This is a genomic window from Alterirhizorhabdus solaris (assembly GCF_007785815.1).
In the GTDB taxonomy this organism is placed as follows: Bacteria; Pseudomonadota; Alphaproteobacteria; order Sphingomonadales; family Sphingomonadaceae; genus Alterirhizorhabdus; species Alterirhizorhabdus solaris.
On record NZ_VNIM01000044.1, the window covers coordinates 16976 to 32402 of the forward strand.

Sequence of the window (15427 nt, forward strand, 5' to 3'; positions counted from 1 at the left end):
CACACCTCTCAGAGCTCGATGCCGTCGTCCGGTACCGGGGTGTCGCCCGGCGCGACCCCGGATTTCAGCTCGCGCAGCGAGATGTTTTCCTGGCCGGGGAGGGGCCGTACACCGCGCCCCGGGTCGACAGTTCCGGGAGTGCTGGGTGGCGGCGTGACGGGAGATCGCTCCTTCCCGGACGCGGGACGGGTCGCCGGTTCAGCGTCTTCTCCCTGGCCGCCGCGCGGTGCTGTTCCGCTCATCTTCAACGCGTGCGATGCAGGCGGGATCGGAGGCTTGATGAAGGCCGGGCGTAGCGGCGCCAGTGCAGGATTGGACGCGCTGGCAGGCACGTCCGCCGACTGGACCGGAGCTTCTGTGGGACGTTGATCGGCATAGTCGAACAAGGGGCCGGATCGGGCGTCTGACGGGACCGATTGTTCCCGAGCACCGCTGCTCGGACCCGGCCCCTGGTCGGTCGCACCGGGTGCATCAGCGCCGTCGGCCGGAGGCTCGTCTGGACGTCCGTCATTCCGGTTCCCGGTCGCCGTAAACGGCACTTTGGGTCGCGCGACGAAGGCCTCCGCGCGGCGCGGGAAGTCGACATAGGTGAGCCGGATCGGGGCTGCCGGAAAGCCGTCCGGGAACTTCAGATACCCGCGCAGCCGCTGCAGGTTCATGAGCTGATCTGGGAGCAGCAGCGGCTCGATCTGGCGCCGCGGGGTCAGGCTGACGGCGTCGCGAGCGTTATTGTAGCCATAGCTATAGCCTTCCTCCATCTCGCGATATTGGCGGTGGCCAATGAAGTCCGAGCACCAGGTCGCGGACTCCCGGTCGGCGGTCGCCAGGAACAGCTTGGTGCGCGCGAGCGATGAAAGCGTCATCGCCATGTTCTCGCCGTAGGTTTCCTTCAGCTTGGCATAAGCGTGGACGCCGGCGACGATCGCACCGCCATAGTTGCGCACGGTCTGCAGGCCCTTCTCGATGGCAGGCAGGCGGTGCAACGCGCCCAGTTCGTCAAACAGGAACCAGAGTCGCAGGTCGCTCGATCGTTCGAGCGTCATCAGCGTGTTCATCGCGGTGTCCATCCACACCGTCAGCAGCCGCGATGCGACCGACATGTCGACGTAGCGCGCGGACACGAAGAGGATTGCGCCGGGCTTGCTGTCGCCGGTCACCCAGCGCTTGACCGAGAAGGGTTTGCCCGTCGTCGGCAGCATCCGGAGCGCCTTGGCATTGGCGTTGAACACGGCGCGGATCGACTCCGCCATGCGGGCTGCTTCTGGGGCGGTGAGCGGGTCGGCGACGGTGCCTTCCATCAGCTTGTGGACGTGTGCGAGACTGGCGGTCATCAGCTCGGTGCTGAGCGCCTCGTTTGTCGCGCGACCGTCGCGGAGAAGCTTCAGGCACATCTCCACGAACAGCATGCGTGCGGCGAGAACCCAGAATTGTTCGGAGCCGCCGCCATCGTGCGGCACGAGTGCTTCGGATGCGGCGGTCAGCTCGGCCTCATCGCTGCAATCCTCGAAGATCGACCACATCGGACAGCGCGCATCGAGCGGATTGAGGATGGTGTCGGTCGCCTCGTCGAAGAACGCCTCGATGAAGGCGCCCGTCAGGTCGAACACGACCGCCCTCGCACCCTTCGCGCGGACCTGTGCGAGCAGATCACGCAAGGCGACGGTCTTGCCGGTGCCAGTGGTCCCGATCAGCATCGCGTGGCTTTGTTCGAGCCGCCACGGGTAGGGCACGCCGGCAAGCGAATAGGGCTCGTACAGTCCGGCCTCGCGCAGTTCTGCCGCGGACGCATAGCGCCATCCTGAGCCCAGCAGGCGGCGATATTCGGATGCCCGCTCGCGGGCGTTATGCGCTTCGATTTCGGTCACCAGCGCGGGCAGTTCGGCAAGGGTCGCGCCGCGCTCGTGGCGGCTTTCCTTGGAGCGCCGGCCGAACCAGGCTGCCAGCCAGGCGAAAGCCGCGATCGCGGGGACGGTGATGATCGAAGCGAGCATCGCGGCGGTGCCGGCAGCGGAGGTCATCCGGTCCCAGGCGGCCACCACGATCGGGTGCGTCGTGACGTGCGACATCGGCAGCAGGACGTGCGCGCCCGACAGCGTCTCGAGGTTGACGGCCTTGGCCGGATCAAACTCGAACCAGGTGTAGATGCCGGCATAAAGCCGCATCCAGCAGAGATAGCTTTCATGGTCGGACAGCGCCGCCGACACCCGCCACCAGCACAGGCCGGTGAAGGTCGCCGCCGTCACCATCAGCGGCCCCTTGAGGCCGGCGGCAAACATGAAGCCGAAGTGGCCGAGCAGCTGGCTGCCGCGGGTGAAGTTGGTGAACTTATGCCGCATGGGACTGGTCCTCCCGAGCGACGCGCTCCTGCCATTCGTTGATCAGGCGAGACCGGAGATCGGGATTGGGATGTTCGGTCAGCAAGCCGTCCATCGCGATCGTCATGAAGAGGATGTGATTGCGCTGTTCGCGCGGGTCGTAGGCCACCCCGAACACGTCGTTGATGACGAGCTGGCGGAGCGCTGCCGCGACCGTCAGATCCCGCGCCCGAGCCCGTGCCGCAAAGGCGGTGCAGAGGTCGTCCGTCACATAGCAGGCAAGCTGAAATCGTCGTTGCATGTCACGCATCCATTCGCATGGAGCGTGGTGGGCACTACGCAAGGCAGAGAGAACATAGACGGAACACGAGCTCGGCGTCAAGGACCAGCGGCCGGATTTCGGCAGTTTTCCTGGGCTGGTGATCAATGGTGATCTGGTGGTCTTTGACCATGATTGGCGCGATTGGTGGTCACGCGCTAAGCCACTGACCAAGCTACATTATTCCTGCGGTGCACCGCGTAAGGTGTGCTCCCTGTCCCCCTATGCCCCGAGGTTGATCGTGGCGGTGATCTCGCTGCCTGACACCCGGGATGATCAGTCGTTACCGGAGGAGCCCAGGGCTGCGTGAGGCGGTGCTCGAAGCCTGGCGATCGAAGCACTTACGCCGCGGGGTGGAAGGCTGTTCGGACGGGTCAACCAGTTGGCAGTTCAACGACGAAAAGCGATGAGGAATGGGCTCTGGACGAGCACGACAAGAGGGAGCGTTGCGCCCCCTCCGTCGTCAGTATTCGTCATCCCGGCCGGCGGGCACGGTGTGGACGATCCGGTCGATCAGGTCCTGCATCAGCGTCTCGTAATCCCCCTCATCGGCCACCCAGTAGCAGGCATCGTCCGTCCGGATGATGTGCTGGTCGAAGTAGCTGTAGGCCGCCCTTGCGCTTGCCTTGGCATAGGCGGCCATGAAGGCCTCGTGCTCCAGCACGGTGTTGCTGTCGTTGGTGCTGATCGGGCTGAAGTAAGTCATCGTCCATCTCCTCAATCTCACGTGAAAGACGGAGGTCTCGCGACAGCGGGGAAGAGCGGGGGTCAGGGACCGCGCCCGTAGGGCGCGGCCGCGCAGCGGCGATGGGGGTCACGATTTTTTCGGCCGCGCCACCCGGCTCGAGGTGAGGCGCCATCGCTCGATCGCGGCCGGAAAAATGGTGGGGCCCCGTCGTCCTTGAGGCCCGGTCTTCGCCGCTGTCATCCTGCCCATCGTTGAGCGAGTAGAAGAGTTCGGTCGGGGCGGGCTCGATGCCCGTCCCGGCCGATTGGATGCGGTGAGCACGGAGGCGGAGACCTCTTTCGTCCGCCTGCACAGGAATCGCTTTCCTACACCCTCGGCGCCGCGCCAGTATCGCCGGTGGAAGGGGCTTCGACCGTAAGGAGATTGGTCGTGGCCAAGAAGAAGCCGAGCGCCTTGGAAGCGCTCACCCGACATGACGAAGAGCGTCTTGCGATGCAGACGAAGGGCGCCGAGCTCAGGCGTGCTGCGGCACTCGAACTTGGGCTGATCGTGCTCGACGCGGGCGGATCACGGCTCGGTGCTGACGCATTGCGGCGTCTTATCGCTGACGCCGTGGCCGCTCCCTCGCAAGATCGTCCGGCTCGCGAACGGGCTGGCAAGCCAGCTGTGCCTCGCACCGGTGCGGCAGTCGAAAGCGAGGAGAACAGCCGTGGCTGAGCCCCTCGGGAGACACGATGTTGGCGATGTGGCGGAGGTCATCGCGATTATCGCCGATCCGGCAACCAGCTATTGGCTGCGCGATGCGATCGTGTCCGCCTGCGCGCGCGATCCGTTCGATGCCGAACGGGATGCGATGACGCTGGCGGCGCTGCTGACCCGCCGGCTGGACGCGATCGTCGCCCGGCACTTCCCGAGCCGTCGATAACGCCAGGAGAGCCCCGGCGGCAGGTTGCCGCCGGGGTGATCCGCTGAGGTCAGAAGGGCAGATCGTCGTCGATGTCGGCTTGGTTCGCACCGCCTTCGGCCGCAGGCTTGCCCCGGCTGAGGAACTGCACGTCGTCCGCGATGATCTCGCAGCCGTACCGCTCGACTCCCTCCTTGTCGGTCCACTTGCTGTAGTGGATCCGGCCGCGCACCGACACCAGCATGCCCTTGGTCGCGAATTGCGAGACCGTCTTGCCGAGCCCGTTGAAGCAGGTGATGCGGTGCCACTCGGTCTCCTTGGCGGTGAAGCCGTTCGCATCCTTGAAAGTCTTGCCCTCGCTGTCGCGTTTGGGCCGGCTGGTGCCCAGGCTGAGCGAGGTGACGCGGGTGTCGCCGCGGGTGGTGCGGGTCTCGGGATCGGTGCCGAGATTGCCGACGAGAAGAACGGTGTTGGTCATGGGGCTCACTCCAAAGGGTCGTCGGGACCGTCCCGATCGACGGAGCCCCGGCCATGGCGAGGCAAGCCGAGACGGCGCACCGCAGGCCCGTCGGGCCGAAGGGAAACCCCCGAGACTAAGGCTGGCGCGGGCAGCGGAGGCGAAGCCGGAGCAACACGGGCCTGGGCTCGAGCGGGTTGCGCCGGATGGCGCCCGCCATAGGGGTGAGAAGTCGATGGGAGCGGTCCTGACCAGTCCGGATGGTCAAGCCCTGACGCTTCACCTTCGTCTGGAAAGCAGACCCGCCGACTTACAGAGCCGGTCGCCACCATAGCGCTTCCACGCCAACGCATAGCCGCTCCGGACCATCGCACAGGAGAGGTCGCCCGTTTGAGGCGAACGGCACAACGCGCCAGTCCGATCGCCCTTCGCAGACCCGTTCGACACGCAGGTGAGGCGCGGCCCCCGAACCACGACGTGACCGGTGCGACGCGTGCCGCGGGCGCCACCCAAGAGTGAGACGAGGTGGTCGCGTGCGGCGCGGCCGCTTGCCGTCGGACAGGGGTGCCCGGGCCGGCAGGTCTCGTCGATTTCGCGCGCGGCGATCCCCGCCAAACGAATACGCGGCCCTTCGGCACACCATATCGGCCAGTCACCGTCCCATACCGCCACGGGCGTGCAGGTAAAGGTCGTGCCGGGCGCAACGGCGCTTGCCAGGAGAAAAAGCAGAAGCATTCACGGCCTCTTACCCGGTGGTGGTTTCGGGACCAGCAGGATCGATGGTCGAGCGCTCGCGAAGCGCTTGATGCCGAACGCGCGGCAGCTACTGCACAGAGGATGACGAACAGGTCGGCCGCAACTACCGAGACATCGCTTTACGCGCCGATCAAGCGCTTCCTTGAGACCTGCGGGTTCGAGGTCAAAGGCGAGGTCTGCGGCTGCGATATCGTCGGCCTGGCCGATGGCGAGCCGCCGCTGGTGGTGATCACCGAGCTGAAGCTATCCTTCTCGCTCGAACTCCTGCTCCAGGCCGTCGAGCGGACGCGATCCTCGGACCTCGTCTATGTCGCGGTGCCCGCAACACGTCGCGGCCGTGACCAGGACAAGAGGGTGCATCGGCTTTGCCGGATGCTCGGCATTGGTCTGTTCACGGTCGATCTGCGGCTGGGCAGCGTGACCGTCATCTCCGAACCGACCCCCTATAGGCCGAGGCCGCACCTGCCGCAGCGGCGGCGGCTCGTGGCCGAGCATCGCCGGCGCAAAGGAGATCCGACGGCGGGCGGATCGACCCGCCAGCCGATCATGACTGCCTATCGCCAGCGGGCGATCGCCTGCGCCGGAGCGATGCGGAATGGAGCGAAACGCCCGCGCGATCTGAAGGTCCTTGCCGAAGATGCTGGCGCTATCCTGTTGCGCAACGTTTATGGCTGGTTCGAACGAATGGGGCGAGGACTGTACGCCCTGACTCCCGCCGGGCAGGACGCCGTCGGCAGCGGCGATGTCCCGGCCGCGACACCGGATCAGCGCGAGGCGGCGTAGTCCTGAGCGGCGCGCCCGCCGTCGCGCCTCGGCCCTTCGCACAGGACTTGATCACAGGGGGCAAGGGCGCCGCCGAAGCGACGCCCAAGCGAACGTCAGCGCGCTACGGAAGCGCCGGTCACCCGTGCGTTGTGCTTGGGATTGGTGCCGAGCGGTCCGCGACGATCGACCACGGCAATGCTCCGCTCCTTGGCCTGAATGACGAGCCGCTCCAGCACGCCATTGCCGGCGAATGCCACGACATAGCGGGGCTTCAATCCGAGCATCTGCTCGTTGCGACGGAAGCCGGCCCGTGCACCGAGGCGAGTATCGAGGCTGAAGCTGATCTGGGGCACCTTGTGACGCTCGGCCCAGGATGCTGCGAGGCGGTCGGCTCCCTTGCCGTCGCCGCCGTGGACCAGCACCATGTCGGCGACGTTTGCGCGGACGCGGTCGAGCGTCTGCCAGATCGCATCGCCATAGGCCTTCGCGTCATCGGTCGTCTGGAAGGTCTGCCGTCCACCGGCGAACACGACCGGCGTACCTTCGGGCATGACAGCCCGGCGCTTGCCTTCGGCGCGCGCTTTCAGGAACTCGCGACCCTGCACGACCGCAGATGTCGTCAGCGCGTCGTGACTGAGCCGGGAGCCGCCGGCGGGCTTCCACGACGACCCCGTCTCGGCGAGGTACAAGGATGCCGCGGTCTCTCGCAGGTTCTCGAGTGCGAGCATTTCTGCTTCGGCATCCTGAGCACGTTCGACCTGCTGCTCAAGCTCGGACGTATGGACTTCGGAGCCGTCGGCCGTTGCCAGCAACAAGCGGATCTCGTCTGTGGCACGGTCGATCCGGGTCGAGGCCTTCGTTGCCGCACGGTGGAAAAGGTTCACGAATCCCCAGCCGAGTTCCTCGGCTTGATCCTCGAGGATCGTGTCGGTGAACAGCGCAAACAGGTCGGACCAGACGGCGGCCAGTGTATGGTCGATCGCCTCGGGTTCGGGGCGGGCGAGGGCACGCGTTCCGCGATCAGCAGTGATCGAGAGATGTCCGAGCTCCAGGGCGGCGAGCTGGGCGGCGAGGGTGGTCGGCATGGGAGGTCTCCTGTCAGACGCCGCATCCTTGCGGCGACGCAAGCCCTCCGACCCGCCGGCAGCAGGGACGCAGCGCCACCCACCGACAAGGCTGGCGCGGGCAGCCTCACCCGGTGCCCGGCACCGGGTGAGGCAACACGGGCCGCAGGCGGGCGGGTTGCGCGTGGACCGCCGGCGGGTAGAGGGCCTCTGCGGCCGCAGGTGGGGTCTGAGAGACCTTCTCTTGTGACCTCAGGCAACCAGCCGCGGCTGGAGTTCAACGGGCATGGCAAGCCCGAGTTCGCGGGCGATACGGGCCGCCAGTGTGGCGGGATCCACCAACTCCGCCATCCGTGCCCAGTGGTTGCGTTCGCCGACATAGTCGGAGCGGCCGCGGCACCTGCGGAGCAGGATCTCACCTCGGCCGAAGCCGCCGATCGAGACCTGCACATAGAGCTCATCGCCGTGCAGGATGACCTCGCCGGAGACCGCCGGCCCGCCCGCGCAGACCCGTATCTCGTACGTGCCGCTGGCGAGTTGGAGCGCTTCCGCAAGCCGTCGGAGCGCGCGGCGTGCCTCCGTATGAAAGGTCCGCTTGGCGTCTGCATCATGGTCGACGCCGCGAGCGGCAAGCACGGTCAGCAGGGGTGTGCGGGCGATCTCGGCCACCGTCTGCCCGCATAACGACCGCAGCGCGGCCCGGTCGGGCATCTTGGCGCGTGCGACGGCCCCGAGATGCTGCGCGAGCAGCACGACGGCAGGATCAGTTTCGAACGGTTTGCCTGCGCTGCGGCAGTCCTTGGCGGCGGCCTGGATGGCGTGCAGGCAGGCAGCGATGGTGTCGAGGCCACTCGGATCGAGCGCCTGCGCAAAGCGATAACCGACATCGTAGGTCATGGGGTGTCTCCGATGGAAGAATTGCGTCCGGAGTGCGGACGCGTGCCGCTGCTCTCGGCGGCAGGATCAAGCGGCCAGGCGGGCGTCCGGCGCGTGCTCGACGCGAGCGAAGCCGAGCAGGAAGGCAGAGGCCTCTTCGGCCTTGGCGGCAGCGGTCAGGATTGCCCGATTGTCGGCCTTCAGCACCTTGAGCCAGGAGGCGAGGTAGCTCGCATGGTCATCGAGGTGATCGACGGGCAGGCCGAGTTCGGCGCCGACCATGGCAGAGGAAAGCTCGGCGATCAGCTCTTCCATGGCATAGGCATCGCTGCCGAACCGGTTGCTGAGGGAGCGCCCGAGCCGGCTCTGGTGTCCTGTCCAGTGCGCCAACTCATGGGCGAGCGTGGACCGGTACAAGTCACGTGACCGGAACGCGGCAGGATCGGGCATCGTGATCTGGTCGGCACTCGGCAAATAATAGGCTTCACCGCCGCCGTGACGGATCGAGGCGGGGATCGCGCCGAAGAAGGCGTCGAGCGCATGGTCACGCGCGGTCGGCTCGGGCGGTCGGATGGGCTCCAGCGTAAAGCGTCCGGGCAGGCCATCGATCTGGTCGACGTTGAAGACGGTGAAGCTCTTAAGGACCCGACGTGCTTCATCCTCGCGCTCGCCGGTCGCGGGATCTTCGACCTCCTTGCTGTAGCTCTTGTAGAAGATGGCGCAGGTGCCGCGTTCGCCCTTGCGGACCTGGCCTCCGAGCAGTTGGGACTGATGGTAGGTCATCCAGGTCGGTGAGATGAAGCCGCGTGCCTGGGCGGCCATCCACAGCCAGATGACGTTTGCGCCGCGATAGGGGGTTCCGCAGACGCGCAGCGGCCGTGAGACCGGGCCGCCGGTCCAGGGCTGTCGCCACGGCCTGACGCCAGCCTCCAGGCGCTCGATGATGGCGTTGGTGATCGTTTCGGCGGGGCTGACGGGCACGGCGGCAGAACGTGTGGGGCGCATCGCGCATCTCCTCTCGGGTAAGAGCCGGATCGGCTCGCCCCGGCGACAGCCGCCTCCCCTCTCTCACCGGCCAAAAGACAAAGGGGCGACCTCCTATGGAGGCCGTCCCCGCGTCGTCGTCGTTCAGGCTGCTTCGCGGTCGACCGCGTTGTCCTCCCCGTCGCCAGCGGCCGCGTCGCTCATAGAAGTGCCGTCCAGAGCAGGTGCGCTCTCCGGCGCTGCCTCGGCAGCCTGCGACGGCGTGAAGCGCATCGCCGTCGGCAGCCACGCATGCGCCAAGTGCTTCGTGCCGACCTCACCGATGAAGTCGCCAGCGCAGATCTTCTCGCACGCGGCGGCGAGGTCGGACTTCTTGGCGTTGCCATACCGCGCGGCGAGCGCCGGCCCGTCGATCTCGGCAAGCGCGTCGAACATGACGGGCTTGGTGACCTTGTCGAAGAAGTTCGCAGCCGTCGGCCGCCACCATGCCGCGACGTCGATACCGAGCAGCTGCCCCATATGATCGTGGAAGTCACAGCCGCTCGCGCCGGCACCGAGCACGCTCGCCTCGAGTGTGGAAGCGACAGCGTGTCCGAGCCACGCGGCGCGCTCATCGGCGCCAAGCGCCCGGAAAGCATCGAAGCGGGCGCTCGCCGTCTCCAGCATGGTCCAGCTGCGGTCGAGTGCTTGCTCGGCCTCGATCCTCGCGAGGGTTGCAGGGGCCTCCGGTGTCTTGAAGCCGATCACAGGCTCCTGAGGCGCTCGGGCGCTGAGCGACGAGCCGTACCGCTCGACCCCGTGTCCAGGCTTGCGATCGACCATCAGGAAGATCGCCAAGTCGAGGGCGAAGTCCGGGTCGGCGGCGACATGGACGGCGAGGATGTCGCGGCGCTGGATCGCGAGTTCGTCGGTCAGCCGCTGTGACAGCCCCACTGAGCGGGCGGGCGAGGCTGGCACTTCGTCGCCGATGTCACCCTCCGTCACCGCCTCCGGTTCTTGGACCGGTTCGACATAGAGCGTCTGATGGAGGCGCGGGGCGCCGTCCGGGCCGAGCACGAGGAAGGCACCCACCGTGGGTCGCAGCTCTTCGGGGAGGACGGGAGGCCTCTCGGTGATTGTCTCGATTGCCCTTTCGATGCTTTCGAGCGCGGTCTCGGCGACGGCACGCTCGTCCTCGCTACTGTTCTCGTCCTCGATCAGCGCCATCTTGTCCGCAGCGTCCGCCTCCAGGGTGGCGATCTGGTCCTGCTCCGCTGCGGAGAGCGATGGCGGCGCGAGATCGACGCGCTGCAGGCCCTCGGTCTGCTGCCAGTCGACGTAGCGATCCAGCGTCGGGCGGACCCAGGCGTATCCCGTTTCTGCCGCGACGGCGGCGGCGGCGGCTTCCATCATCTCGCTGGCGAGGCGCTCGAGGATGGCGATGTCCAGCCAGCGCGTGGTGCTGTCGTCGGCGAACAGGTCGCGATCGATCCGCCCACCCGCGGCGAGATACGCATCTTCCCCGACGAGGCGTGCGCGCGGATCAGCGCCGGAGACCGTCGCCTGCGTCATCATGCGCCGGATGCTGTCCGGATGAGCACCGCCATAGCCTCGGCTCATCTGGTCGAACACATGGGCCTGACGTTCACGGTCGGGAGTCGAAGCGTATGCCTTCGCTATATCGAGCGTGATCTCGCCATCGGCGAGCGCCTGGAAGACCACGGGTGCGAGGCTCGCCAGCCGCAGCCGGCCTTCGACGAACCGCACGGTGACCCCGAAGCGGCGAGCGACGCCTTCGACATCAGATCCCTGCTCGATGAAGTGCTGGAAGGCGAGGCACTCGTCTGCCGGATTCAGCGCAAGCTTCTGGAAGTTCTCCGCCAGGCTCGCTTCCGCCACGGCGCTGCCGAGGTCGTCGAGGACGAGGCAGGGAACGGCGAAGTCGGTGGGGAGCTTTCCTTCGTCGGCGAGAGCCTTCAGCGCGCTGTGCCGCCGTCCCCCGGCCTCGACGGCGTAGGTGCCCCTCGGCTTCTTGTTGGCGGTCACGATCAGGTTCTGGAGCAGCCCACGCGCCTCGATATCGGCACGAAGCTGGGCATCGGCAGCGGCATCGCTGCGGCGGCGGACGTTGCGCTTGGACGGCACGAGCTTGCCGAGCGCTATGGTCTGGATCATCGTCGGTCTCCTTGGTCACGAGCCTCGGGCGCGCCTGCGCCGGCTCGCGTCCTCGACGCCTCCTTTCCTCCTCCAAGTCGTGTGAGGTGGGGGTTGCCCGAACTCAGGCGATGAGGCGGGTCAGACGCTCATCGACCGTCGTTGCAAACGGGTTGACCACGACGGTTCCCCGCCAGGAGAAGCCGTTGGTCATGTCCTCGGACAGGAGGAGCGTGCAGCCGGCCTCGGCGGCGGCGTTCACGATCAACGAGTCCCAGAACTGCAGCTTGTGGGTTGTGGCCAGGTCGAGCGCCGAGAGGAAAGCCGAGCCGTTGCTGTCGGCGGTCCCAAAGGCCTGCGCCATGCGCAGCACGGCGTCGCGCGCTTCGTCGCGTGACGCGCCCGAGCGGGTCAGCACGACGTAGAGTTCACCCAGGACCTGGACGGGAACGACGAGAGCGGCACGTCCGCGCAGCTGCTTCAGGAGCGCGCGGCTGGCGTCGATCTTCGCTGCATCATCGGCATGCCGGTCGACGCCGGCGACATAGGCCAGCACGTTGGTGTCGAAGGCGACCCGGGTCACTCGTACAGATCTTCGCGGCGCCACGCCTCCGCGCGCCGGCGCGGCAGGGTGGCGACGAAGTCGAGCAGCGCATCGAGCGCGGGGCCCTGCCGGTCGAGATCATCGACCGGCGCGACCTTGGCAACGGGACGGCCGCGAGACGTGACGACGAAGGTCTCGCCGTCCTGCACGTCTCGCAGCATCTCGGAGAAATGCTGGTTGGCATCACTGGCGCTGATCGCACGTTCCATGGCCGAACCTTTCTAGTGGTAACGTCTAAATAGATGATGAGCGAGGCGCTGTCGAGCCGAACCCATGATCTCGACTATCTGCTCAATGCGGTCAGGATCTGCGGTGCCTTGGGAGCGGGTACGAACAGCCGGGTCTGGTACCGGATGATCTCGACGAAACAGCCGAGCGCCTTCAGCTCGGGCAGGCGCGCCGGATCAAACCCTGTGAGCTCAAGCCGCTGCGACCCGCCGACGAGCGCCCGCTTGGCGTGCAGCTTGCCACCGTTGCCTACGGGGACAGTTCGCCCATTCTCGAGCACCGCCCTGACGAGATCGTCCGGCGCGACCACGGGCGCATCGAAGCCGAACCGACGGCCAAGCTCCGCCAGCGCCAGCGCCGGGATCTGCCTCCCGAGCAACGATTGTCCTGTCTCGTCGACGACGCGCACCACCTGGGCGAGTTCATCGGGCAGGGCGTCCCAGATCGGCAGGAGCAGTCCGGTGACCAGGTGCATGGTCTCGGTCGACGTCGATGCGATCAGTTCGCCCACTTCGGCGGCCCAGGCGGACGCGAACCGGTCAGCTGTGGCGATGGTCCAGCGTGTGTCGGCGAACGCGTCACGATCGAGGCGCTGCCGACGCAAGGGGCGGACGATCTCGTAGCGCGGGCACAGCGTGCCGTCCTCGCTGAGCACGCTCCGGCTATCCAGGCGCAAGGCGCTGCGGCCTGACTGTTCGTTGACGAGGAAACTGGCATCCTTCCGTCGTGCAAGATCCATCACGTCGTCCAGCGACAAGGGTCGTGGGCGACGTTCCAGGCGCACCGTGAGCAGATGCGTGGTCGAACCGCTGGTGGCATCGGTCCGGATCACGCGATCCTGCTCCACGCGCAACCGCTCGACCGCCAGTGTCTCGACTCCGAGGTCGAGCGTACCCGCCTTGCGCGCCGCGTCCACGCGCGCCTCGACCAGGCCGAGATACTCGTCGAAGATCGCGTTCTGGAGCGCAATCGGGAAGGCGAGGAGGCGGTTGAGCCAGCGCTGAATCGGCGGCAGGTCGTCACGCAATCCGCCGTCCTCGGCCGCGAGGCGGAGCCCCGAACGATCCTCGAAGTCACTCAGCGTCGTCGACTGAAGCTTGCCGGCGTAGAGCAGGCGGTACCAGGCGATCAGCGCATCCTTGGCATAGTCGCTCTCGAGATTATCGGCGGGGTCGAACAGGTTCTGGCCACCGGTCTGGCGTTGCCCCCGAGTGAGGGCGCCAAGCGTGTCGAGACGGCGGGCGATGGTCGAGATGAAGCGTCGCTCGCCGCGCACATCGGTCGTGACGGGTCGGAACAGCGGTGCCGATGCCTGTGCGGAGCGATGGGTACGGCCAAGGCCCTGGATGGCCGCGTCGGCGCGCCAGCCGGGCTCGAGGAGATAGTGGATGCGGCGCGCCTGGTTCTTGGCGCGCAGGCAGGCGTGGTAGCTGCGCCCCGTTCCACCGGCATCACTGAAGACGAGCAGTGTCTTGATCCCGTCCATGAAGGCCTGGGACTCAGCGAGGTTTGACTTGGGTGTGCGGCGTTCGAGGCGCTGTGCACCGTTTGCGTCCACGACGAGGCGGCGGGTGCGCCCGGTTACTTCCGCAACTTGGGAGGTGCCGAACCGCTCAATGATCGCGTCGAGCGCCGTCGCGATCGCCGGCAGGGCGCAGAGTTGCTCGACCAGAGCATCGCGTGCGGCAAGTGCGGTCTGGCTATGTACCGGCCGGCCGTCTTCGTCGGCCATCGGCTCCGAGCGAACCGTGCCGTCCGCATCGGTGAAGACGCGCATCTGGCGGGTAGGAAAGGCACCAAGCAGATAGTCGACGACATATTCGCGAGGGGAGAGGTCGATCTCGAGCGCTTCGCGCTCGGCCGGATCGAGCTCGGCCAATCGCCGCGCGAGCATCGCCTCGGAGGTGGAGACCAGCTGAACCACGACGGCGTCGCCGCGGGCGAGGTCGGCTTCGATGGCCGGCAACAGGCTCGGCAGCTTGGCGGACAGGAGAAGTTGCGCGAAGAAGCGCTGCTTGACGCTCTCGAACCGGGACAGCGCAGCCGACTTGGCATTCGGGTTCAACGTCGAGCCGGAGACGGGATCAACGACCCGGGTCTGCTCGAGCGCGGCATTCAGGTTGCGATGGATGATCGCCCAGGCCTCGGCATAGGCGTCGTAGACCTGGATCTGCTCGGGGGTGAGCTTGTGCTCCAGCAGGTCATATTCGACCCCTGCGAAGGACAGGGCACGCGCTGTGTAGACCCCGAGCGCCTTTAGGTCGCGCGCGACCAGCTCCATTGCCGCGATACCGCCCTTGCGGACGCCGGTGATGAACGCCTCGCGGTCAGCGAAGGCAGTTCCCGGTCCCCAGAGCCCGAGGCGTGTCGCATAGCTGAGGTTGGCGATGTCGGAGGCGCCTGTGGCCGAGACGTAGAGGGTGCGAGCGCGCGGGAGATGGTTCTGTAGCCGCAGGCCCGCCACCCCCTGCTCCGATCCTTTGACCCGGCCGCGAGAGCCTTCGCCGCCCGCCGCGTTCGCGAGCGCGTGCGCTTCGTCGAACGCGATGACACCGTCGAACGCCTCGCCTGCCCAGTCGAGGATCTGGCGAAGGCGGGTCGCGTCCTCGCGCCCCGAGCGCAGTGTCGGATAGGTCACGAAGAGGATGCCGGCATCGAGCGCGATCGGCGTGCCGAGCTTCCATTGTGACAGGGGCTGGACGTCCAGTGCCATTCCGCCGAGCGCCCCCCAGTCGCGCCGTGCGTCCTCCAGCAAGGCTTCGTTCTTGCTGAGCCAGAGGTGGCGTCGCCGTCCCCGCTGCCACTGATCGAGAATGATCCCGGCGATCTGGCGGCCCTTTCCGGCGCCGGTGCCATCGCCTAGAAAGAAGCCCGCGGCATAGGCAGCGCCCTCCTCGGAGACCTCGAGCAGGCTACCCTCCTGGGCGGGATTGAAGCGCCCCGGCAGGTCTCGCTCGAAGGCCGCGCCGGCGTAGACGAGCGTTTCCAGCTGCGCCGCGGACAGCAGTCCTTCGGTGATGACCTTCCGGGGCAGCAAAGGCGCGTAGACCGGTCGGGGAGCGGCGATCGAGCCCATCGCCAACGACTCGACGAGCGGGGTCGGGTGATCCTGGGCGTCGGGAAGGCTGAGCCGGCTGGGCCGCCATGGCAGGTAGATGCCGGCCGGGTCGCCGGTCGGGCTCGGTGCCTCGAGCGCAATGACACGCAACGGCTGCGCCTCGGCATCCTGGTGCTCCGGCTTCGGGAGCGTTGGCGTGCGTGCTGCGGTGCGGACCTCGCGAAAGAGCGATAGGCCCGGAGCGCGGGAGAGCGAGGGCGGCGGAGGGGAGGACGG

The 15427-nt window shown here is 67.1% G+C and carries 15 protein-coding genes; 3 read left to right on the forward strand and 12 right to left on the reverse strand.

Annotated features, from left to right (window positions below; translation table 11 throughout):
• Window positions 1-8: 8 nt before the first annotated feature.
• The 3 genes from FOY91_RS11800 to FOY91_RS11810 form a co-directional block, all read right to left on the reverse strand.
• Window positions 9-2336: a type IV secretion system DNA-binding domain-containing protein gene (locus tag FOY91_RS11800; RefSeq protein WP_145151915.1), complete on the reverse strand. Its 2328-nt coding sequence runs from the start codon at window positions 2334-2336 to the stop codon at window positions 9-11.
• Window positions 2326-2616 (reverse strand): hypothetical protein, encoded by a 291-nt coding sequence (locus FOY91_RS11805; protein WP_145151918.1) that lies wholly within the window; start codon window positions 2614-2616, stop codon window positions 2326-2328. The genes FOY91_RS11800 and FOY91_RS11805 overlap by 11 nt, the downstream gene beginning before the upstream one ends.
• Window positions 2617-3097: 481 nt before the next feature.
• Window positions 3098-3340 (reverse strand): hypothetical protein, encoded by a 243-nt coding sequence (locus tag FOY91_RS11810; RefSeq protein WP_145151921.1) that lies wholly within the window; start codon window positions 3338-3340, stop codon window positions 3098-3100.
• A 411-nt stretch (window positions 3341-3751) separates the two neighbouring features.
• Here FOY91_RS11810 and FOY91_RS11815 point away from each other — a divergent pair, with 411 nt between their 5' ends.
• Both FOY91_RS11815 and FOY91_RS11820 read left to right on the forward strand, forming a co-directional pair.
• The gene (locus FOY91_RS11815) at window positions 3752-4039 is read left to right on the forward strand and encodes a DUF6437 family protein (protein ID WP_145151924.1); all 288 of its coding nucleotides are present in this window, start codon (window positions 3752-3754) and stop codon (window positions 4037-4039) included.
• Window positions 4032-4247 carry a hypothetical protein gene (locus FOY91_RS11820; protein ID WP_145151927.1) on the forward strand — a complete coding sequence of 72 codons (216 nt, stop codon included), beginning with the start codon at window positions 4032-4034 and terminating at the stop codon, window positions 4245-4247. The genes FOY91_RS11815 and FOY91_RS11820 overlap by 8 nt, the downstream gene beginning before the upstream one ends.
• A 49-nt stretch (window positions 4248-4296) precedes the next feature.
• Here the strand turns inward: FOY91_RS11820 and FOY91_RS11825 are convergent, their stop codons facing one another.
• Window positions 4297-4704: a single-stranded DNA-binding protein gene (locus FOY91_RS11825; RefSeq protein WP_145151930.1), complete on the reverse strand. Its 408-nt coding sequence runs from the start codon at window positions 4702-4704 to the stop codon at window positions 4297-4299.
• Window positions 4705-4962: 258 nt separating this feature from the next.
• The gene (locus FOY91_RS22375) at window positions 4963-5418 is read right to left on the reverse strand and encodes a thermonuclease family protein (protein ID WP_145151933.1); all 456 of its coding nucleotides are present in this window, start codon (window positions 5416-5418) and stop codon (window positions 4963-4965) included.
• A gap of 102 nt (window positions 5419-5520) precedes the next feature.
• Here FOY91_RS22375 and FOY91_RS11835 point away from each other — a divergent pair, with 102 nt between their 5' ends.
• The gene (locus FOY91_RS11835; protein ID WP_145151936.1) at window positions 5521-6222 is read left to right on the forward strand and encodes a DUF2161 domain-containing phosphodiesterase; all 702 of its coding nucleotides are present in this window, start codon (window positions 5521-5523) and stop codon (window positions 6220-6222) included.
• A gap of 95 nt (window positions 6223-6317) precedes the next feature.
• Here the strand turns inward: FOY91_RS11835 and FOY91_RS11840 are convergent, their stop codons facing one another.
• The 7 genes from FOY91_RS11840 to FOY91_RS11870 form a co-directional block, all read right to left on the reverse strand.
• On the reverse strand, window positions 6318-7289 hold the full coding sequence (locus tag FOY91_RS11840) for a DUF2493 domain-containing protein (protein WP_145151939.1): 972 nt from the start codon (window positions 7287-7289) through the stop codon (window positions 6318-6320).
• A gap of 231 nt (window positions 7290-7520) precedes the next feature.
• Window positions 7521-8165: a hypothetical protein gene (locus tag FOY91_RS11845; RefSeq protein WP_145151942.1), complete on the reverse strand. Its 645-nt coding sequence runs from the start codon at window positions 8163-8165 to the stop codon at window positions 7521-7523.
• A 66-nt stretch (window positions 8166-8231) separates the two neighbouring features.
• Entirely contained in the window at window positions 8232-9149 is a 918-nt protein-coding gene (locus FOY91_RS11850; protein WP_145151945.1) for an ArdC family protein, read from the reverse strand.
• 123 nt (window positions 9150-9272) lie between these two features.
• Window positions 9273-11282, reverse strand: a complete 2010-nt coding sequence (locus FOY91_RS11855) for a ParB/RepB/Spo0J family partition protein (protein WP_145151948.1) — start codon at window positions 11280-11282, stop codon at window positions 9273-9275.
• A gap of 103 nt (window positions 11283-11385) precedes the next feature.
• Window positions 11386-11844: a PIN domain-containing protein gene (locus FOY91_RS11860; protein ID WP_145151950.1), complete on the reverse strand. Its 459-nt coding sequence runs from the start codon at window positions 11842-11844 to the stop codon at window positions 11386-11388.
• A complete protein-coding gene (locus FOY91_RS11865) occupies window positions 11841-12074 on the reverse strand; it encodes a type II toxin-antitoxin system Phd/YefM family antitoxin (protein WP_145151953.1) in 234 nt (77 codons plus the stop codon). Before FOY91_RS11865 ends, FOY91_RS11860 begins: the two co-directional genes overlap by 4 nt.
• Window positions 12075-12148: 74 nt before the next feature.
• Window positions 12149-15427, reverse strand: a 3279-nt coding sequence (locus FOY91_RS11870; RefSeq protein WP_145151956.1) for a strawberry notch family protein, incomplete at its 5' end; no start/stop codon positions are given.

Bases quoted from the DNA above. Each gene is read 5' to 3' on its own strand.
- FOY91_RS11800 (WP_145151915.1), bottom strand. From the start codon at position 2,336: ATGCGGCATAAGTTCACCAACTTCACCCGCGGCAGCCAGCTGCTCGGC.
- FOY91_RS11805 (WP_145151918.1), bottom strand. From the start codon at position 2,616: ATGCAACGACGATTTCAGCTTGCCTGCTATGTGACGGACGACCTCTGC.
- FOY91_RS11810 (WP_145151921.1), bottom strand. From the start codon at position 3,340: ATGACTTACTTCAGCCCGATCAGCACCAACGACAGCAACACCGTGCTG.
- FOY91_RS11825 (WP_145151930.1), bottom strand. From the start codon at position 4,704: ATGACCAACACCGTTCTTCTCGTCGGCAATCTCGGCACCGATCCCGAG.
- FOY91_RS22375 (WP_145151933.1), bottom strand. From the start codon at position 5,418: ATGCTTCTGCTTTTTCTCCTGGCAAGCGCCGTTGCGCCCGGCACGACC.
- FOY91_RS11835 (WP_145151936.1), top strand. From the start codon at position 5,521: ATGACGAACAGGTCGGCCGCAACTACCGAGACATCGCTTTACGCGCCG.
- FOY91_RS11840 (WP_145151939.1), bottom strand. From the start codon at position 7,289: ATGCCGACCACCCTCGCCGCCCAGCTCGCCGCCCTGGAGCTCGGACAT.
- FOY91_RS11845 (WP_145151942.1), bottom strand. From the start codon at position 8,165: ATGACCTACGATGTCGGTTATCGCTTTGCGCAGGCGCTCGATCCGAGT.
- FOY91_RS11850 (WP_145151945.1), bottom strand. From the start codon at position 9,149: ATGCGCCCCACACGTTCTGCCGCCGTGCCCGTCAGCCCCGCCGAAACG.
- FOY91_RS11855 (WP_145151948.1), bottom strand. From the start codon at position 11,282: ATGATCCAGACCATAGCGCTCGGCAAGCTCGTGCCGTCCAAGCGCAAC.
- FOY91_RS11865 (WP_145151953.1), bottom strand. From the start codon at position 12,074: ATGGAACGTGCGATCAGCGCCAGTGATGCCAACCAGCATTTCTCCGAG.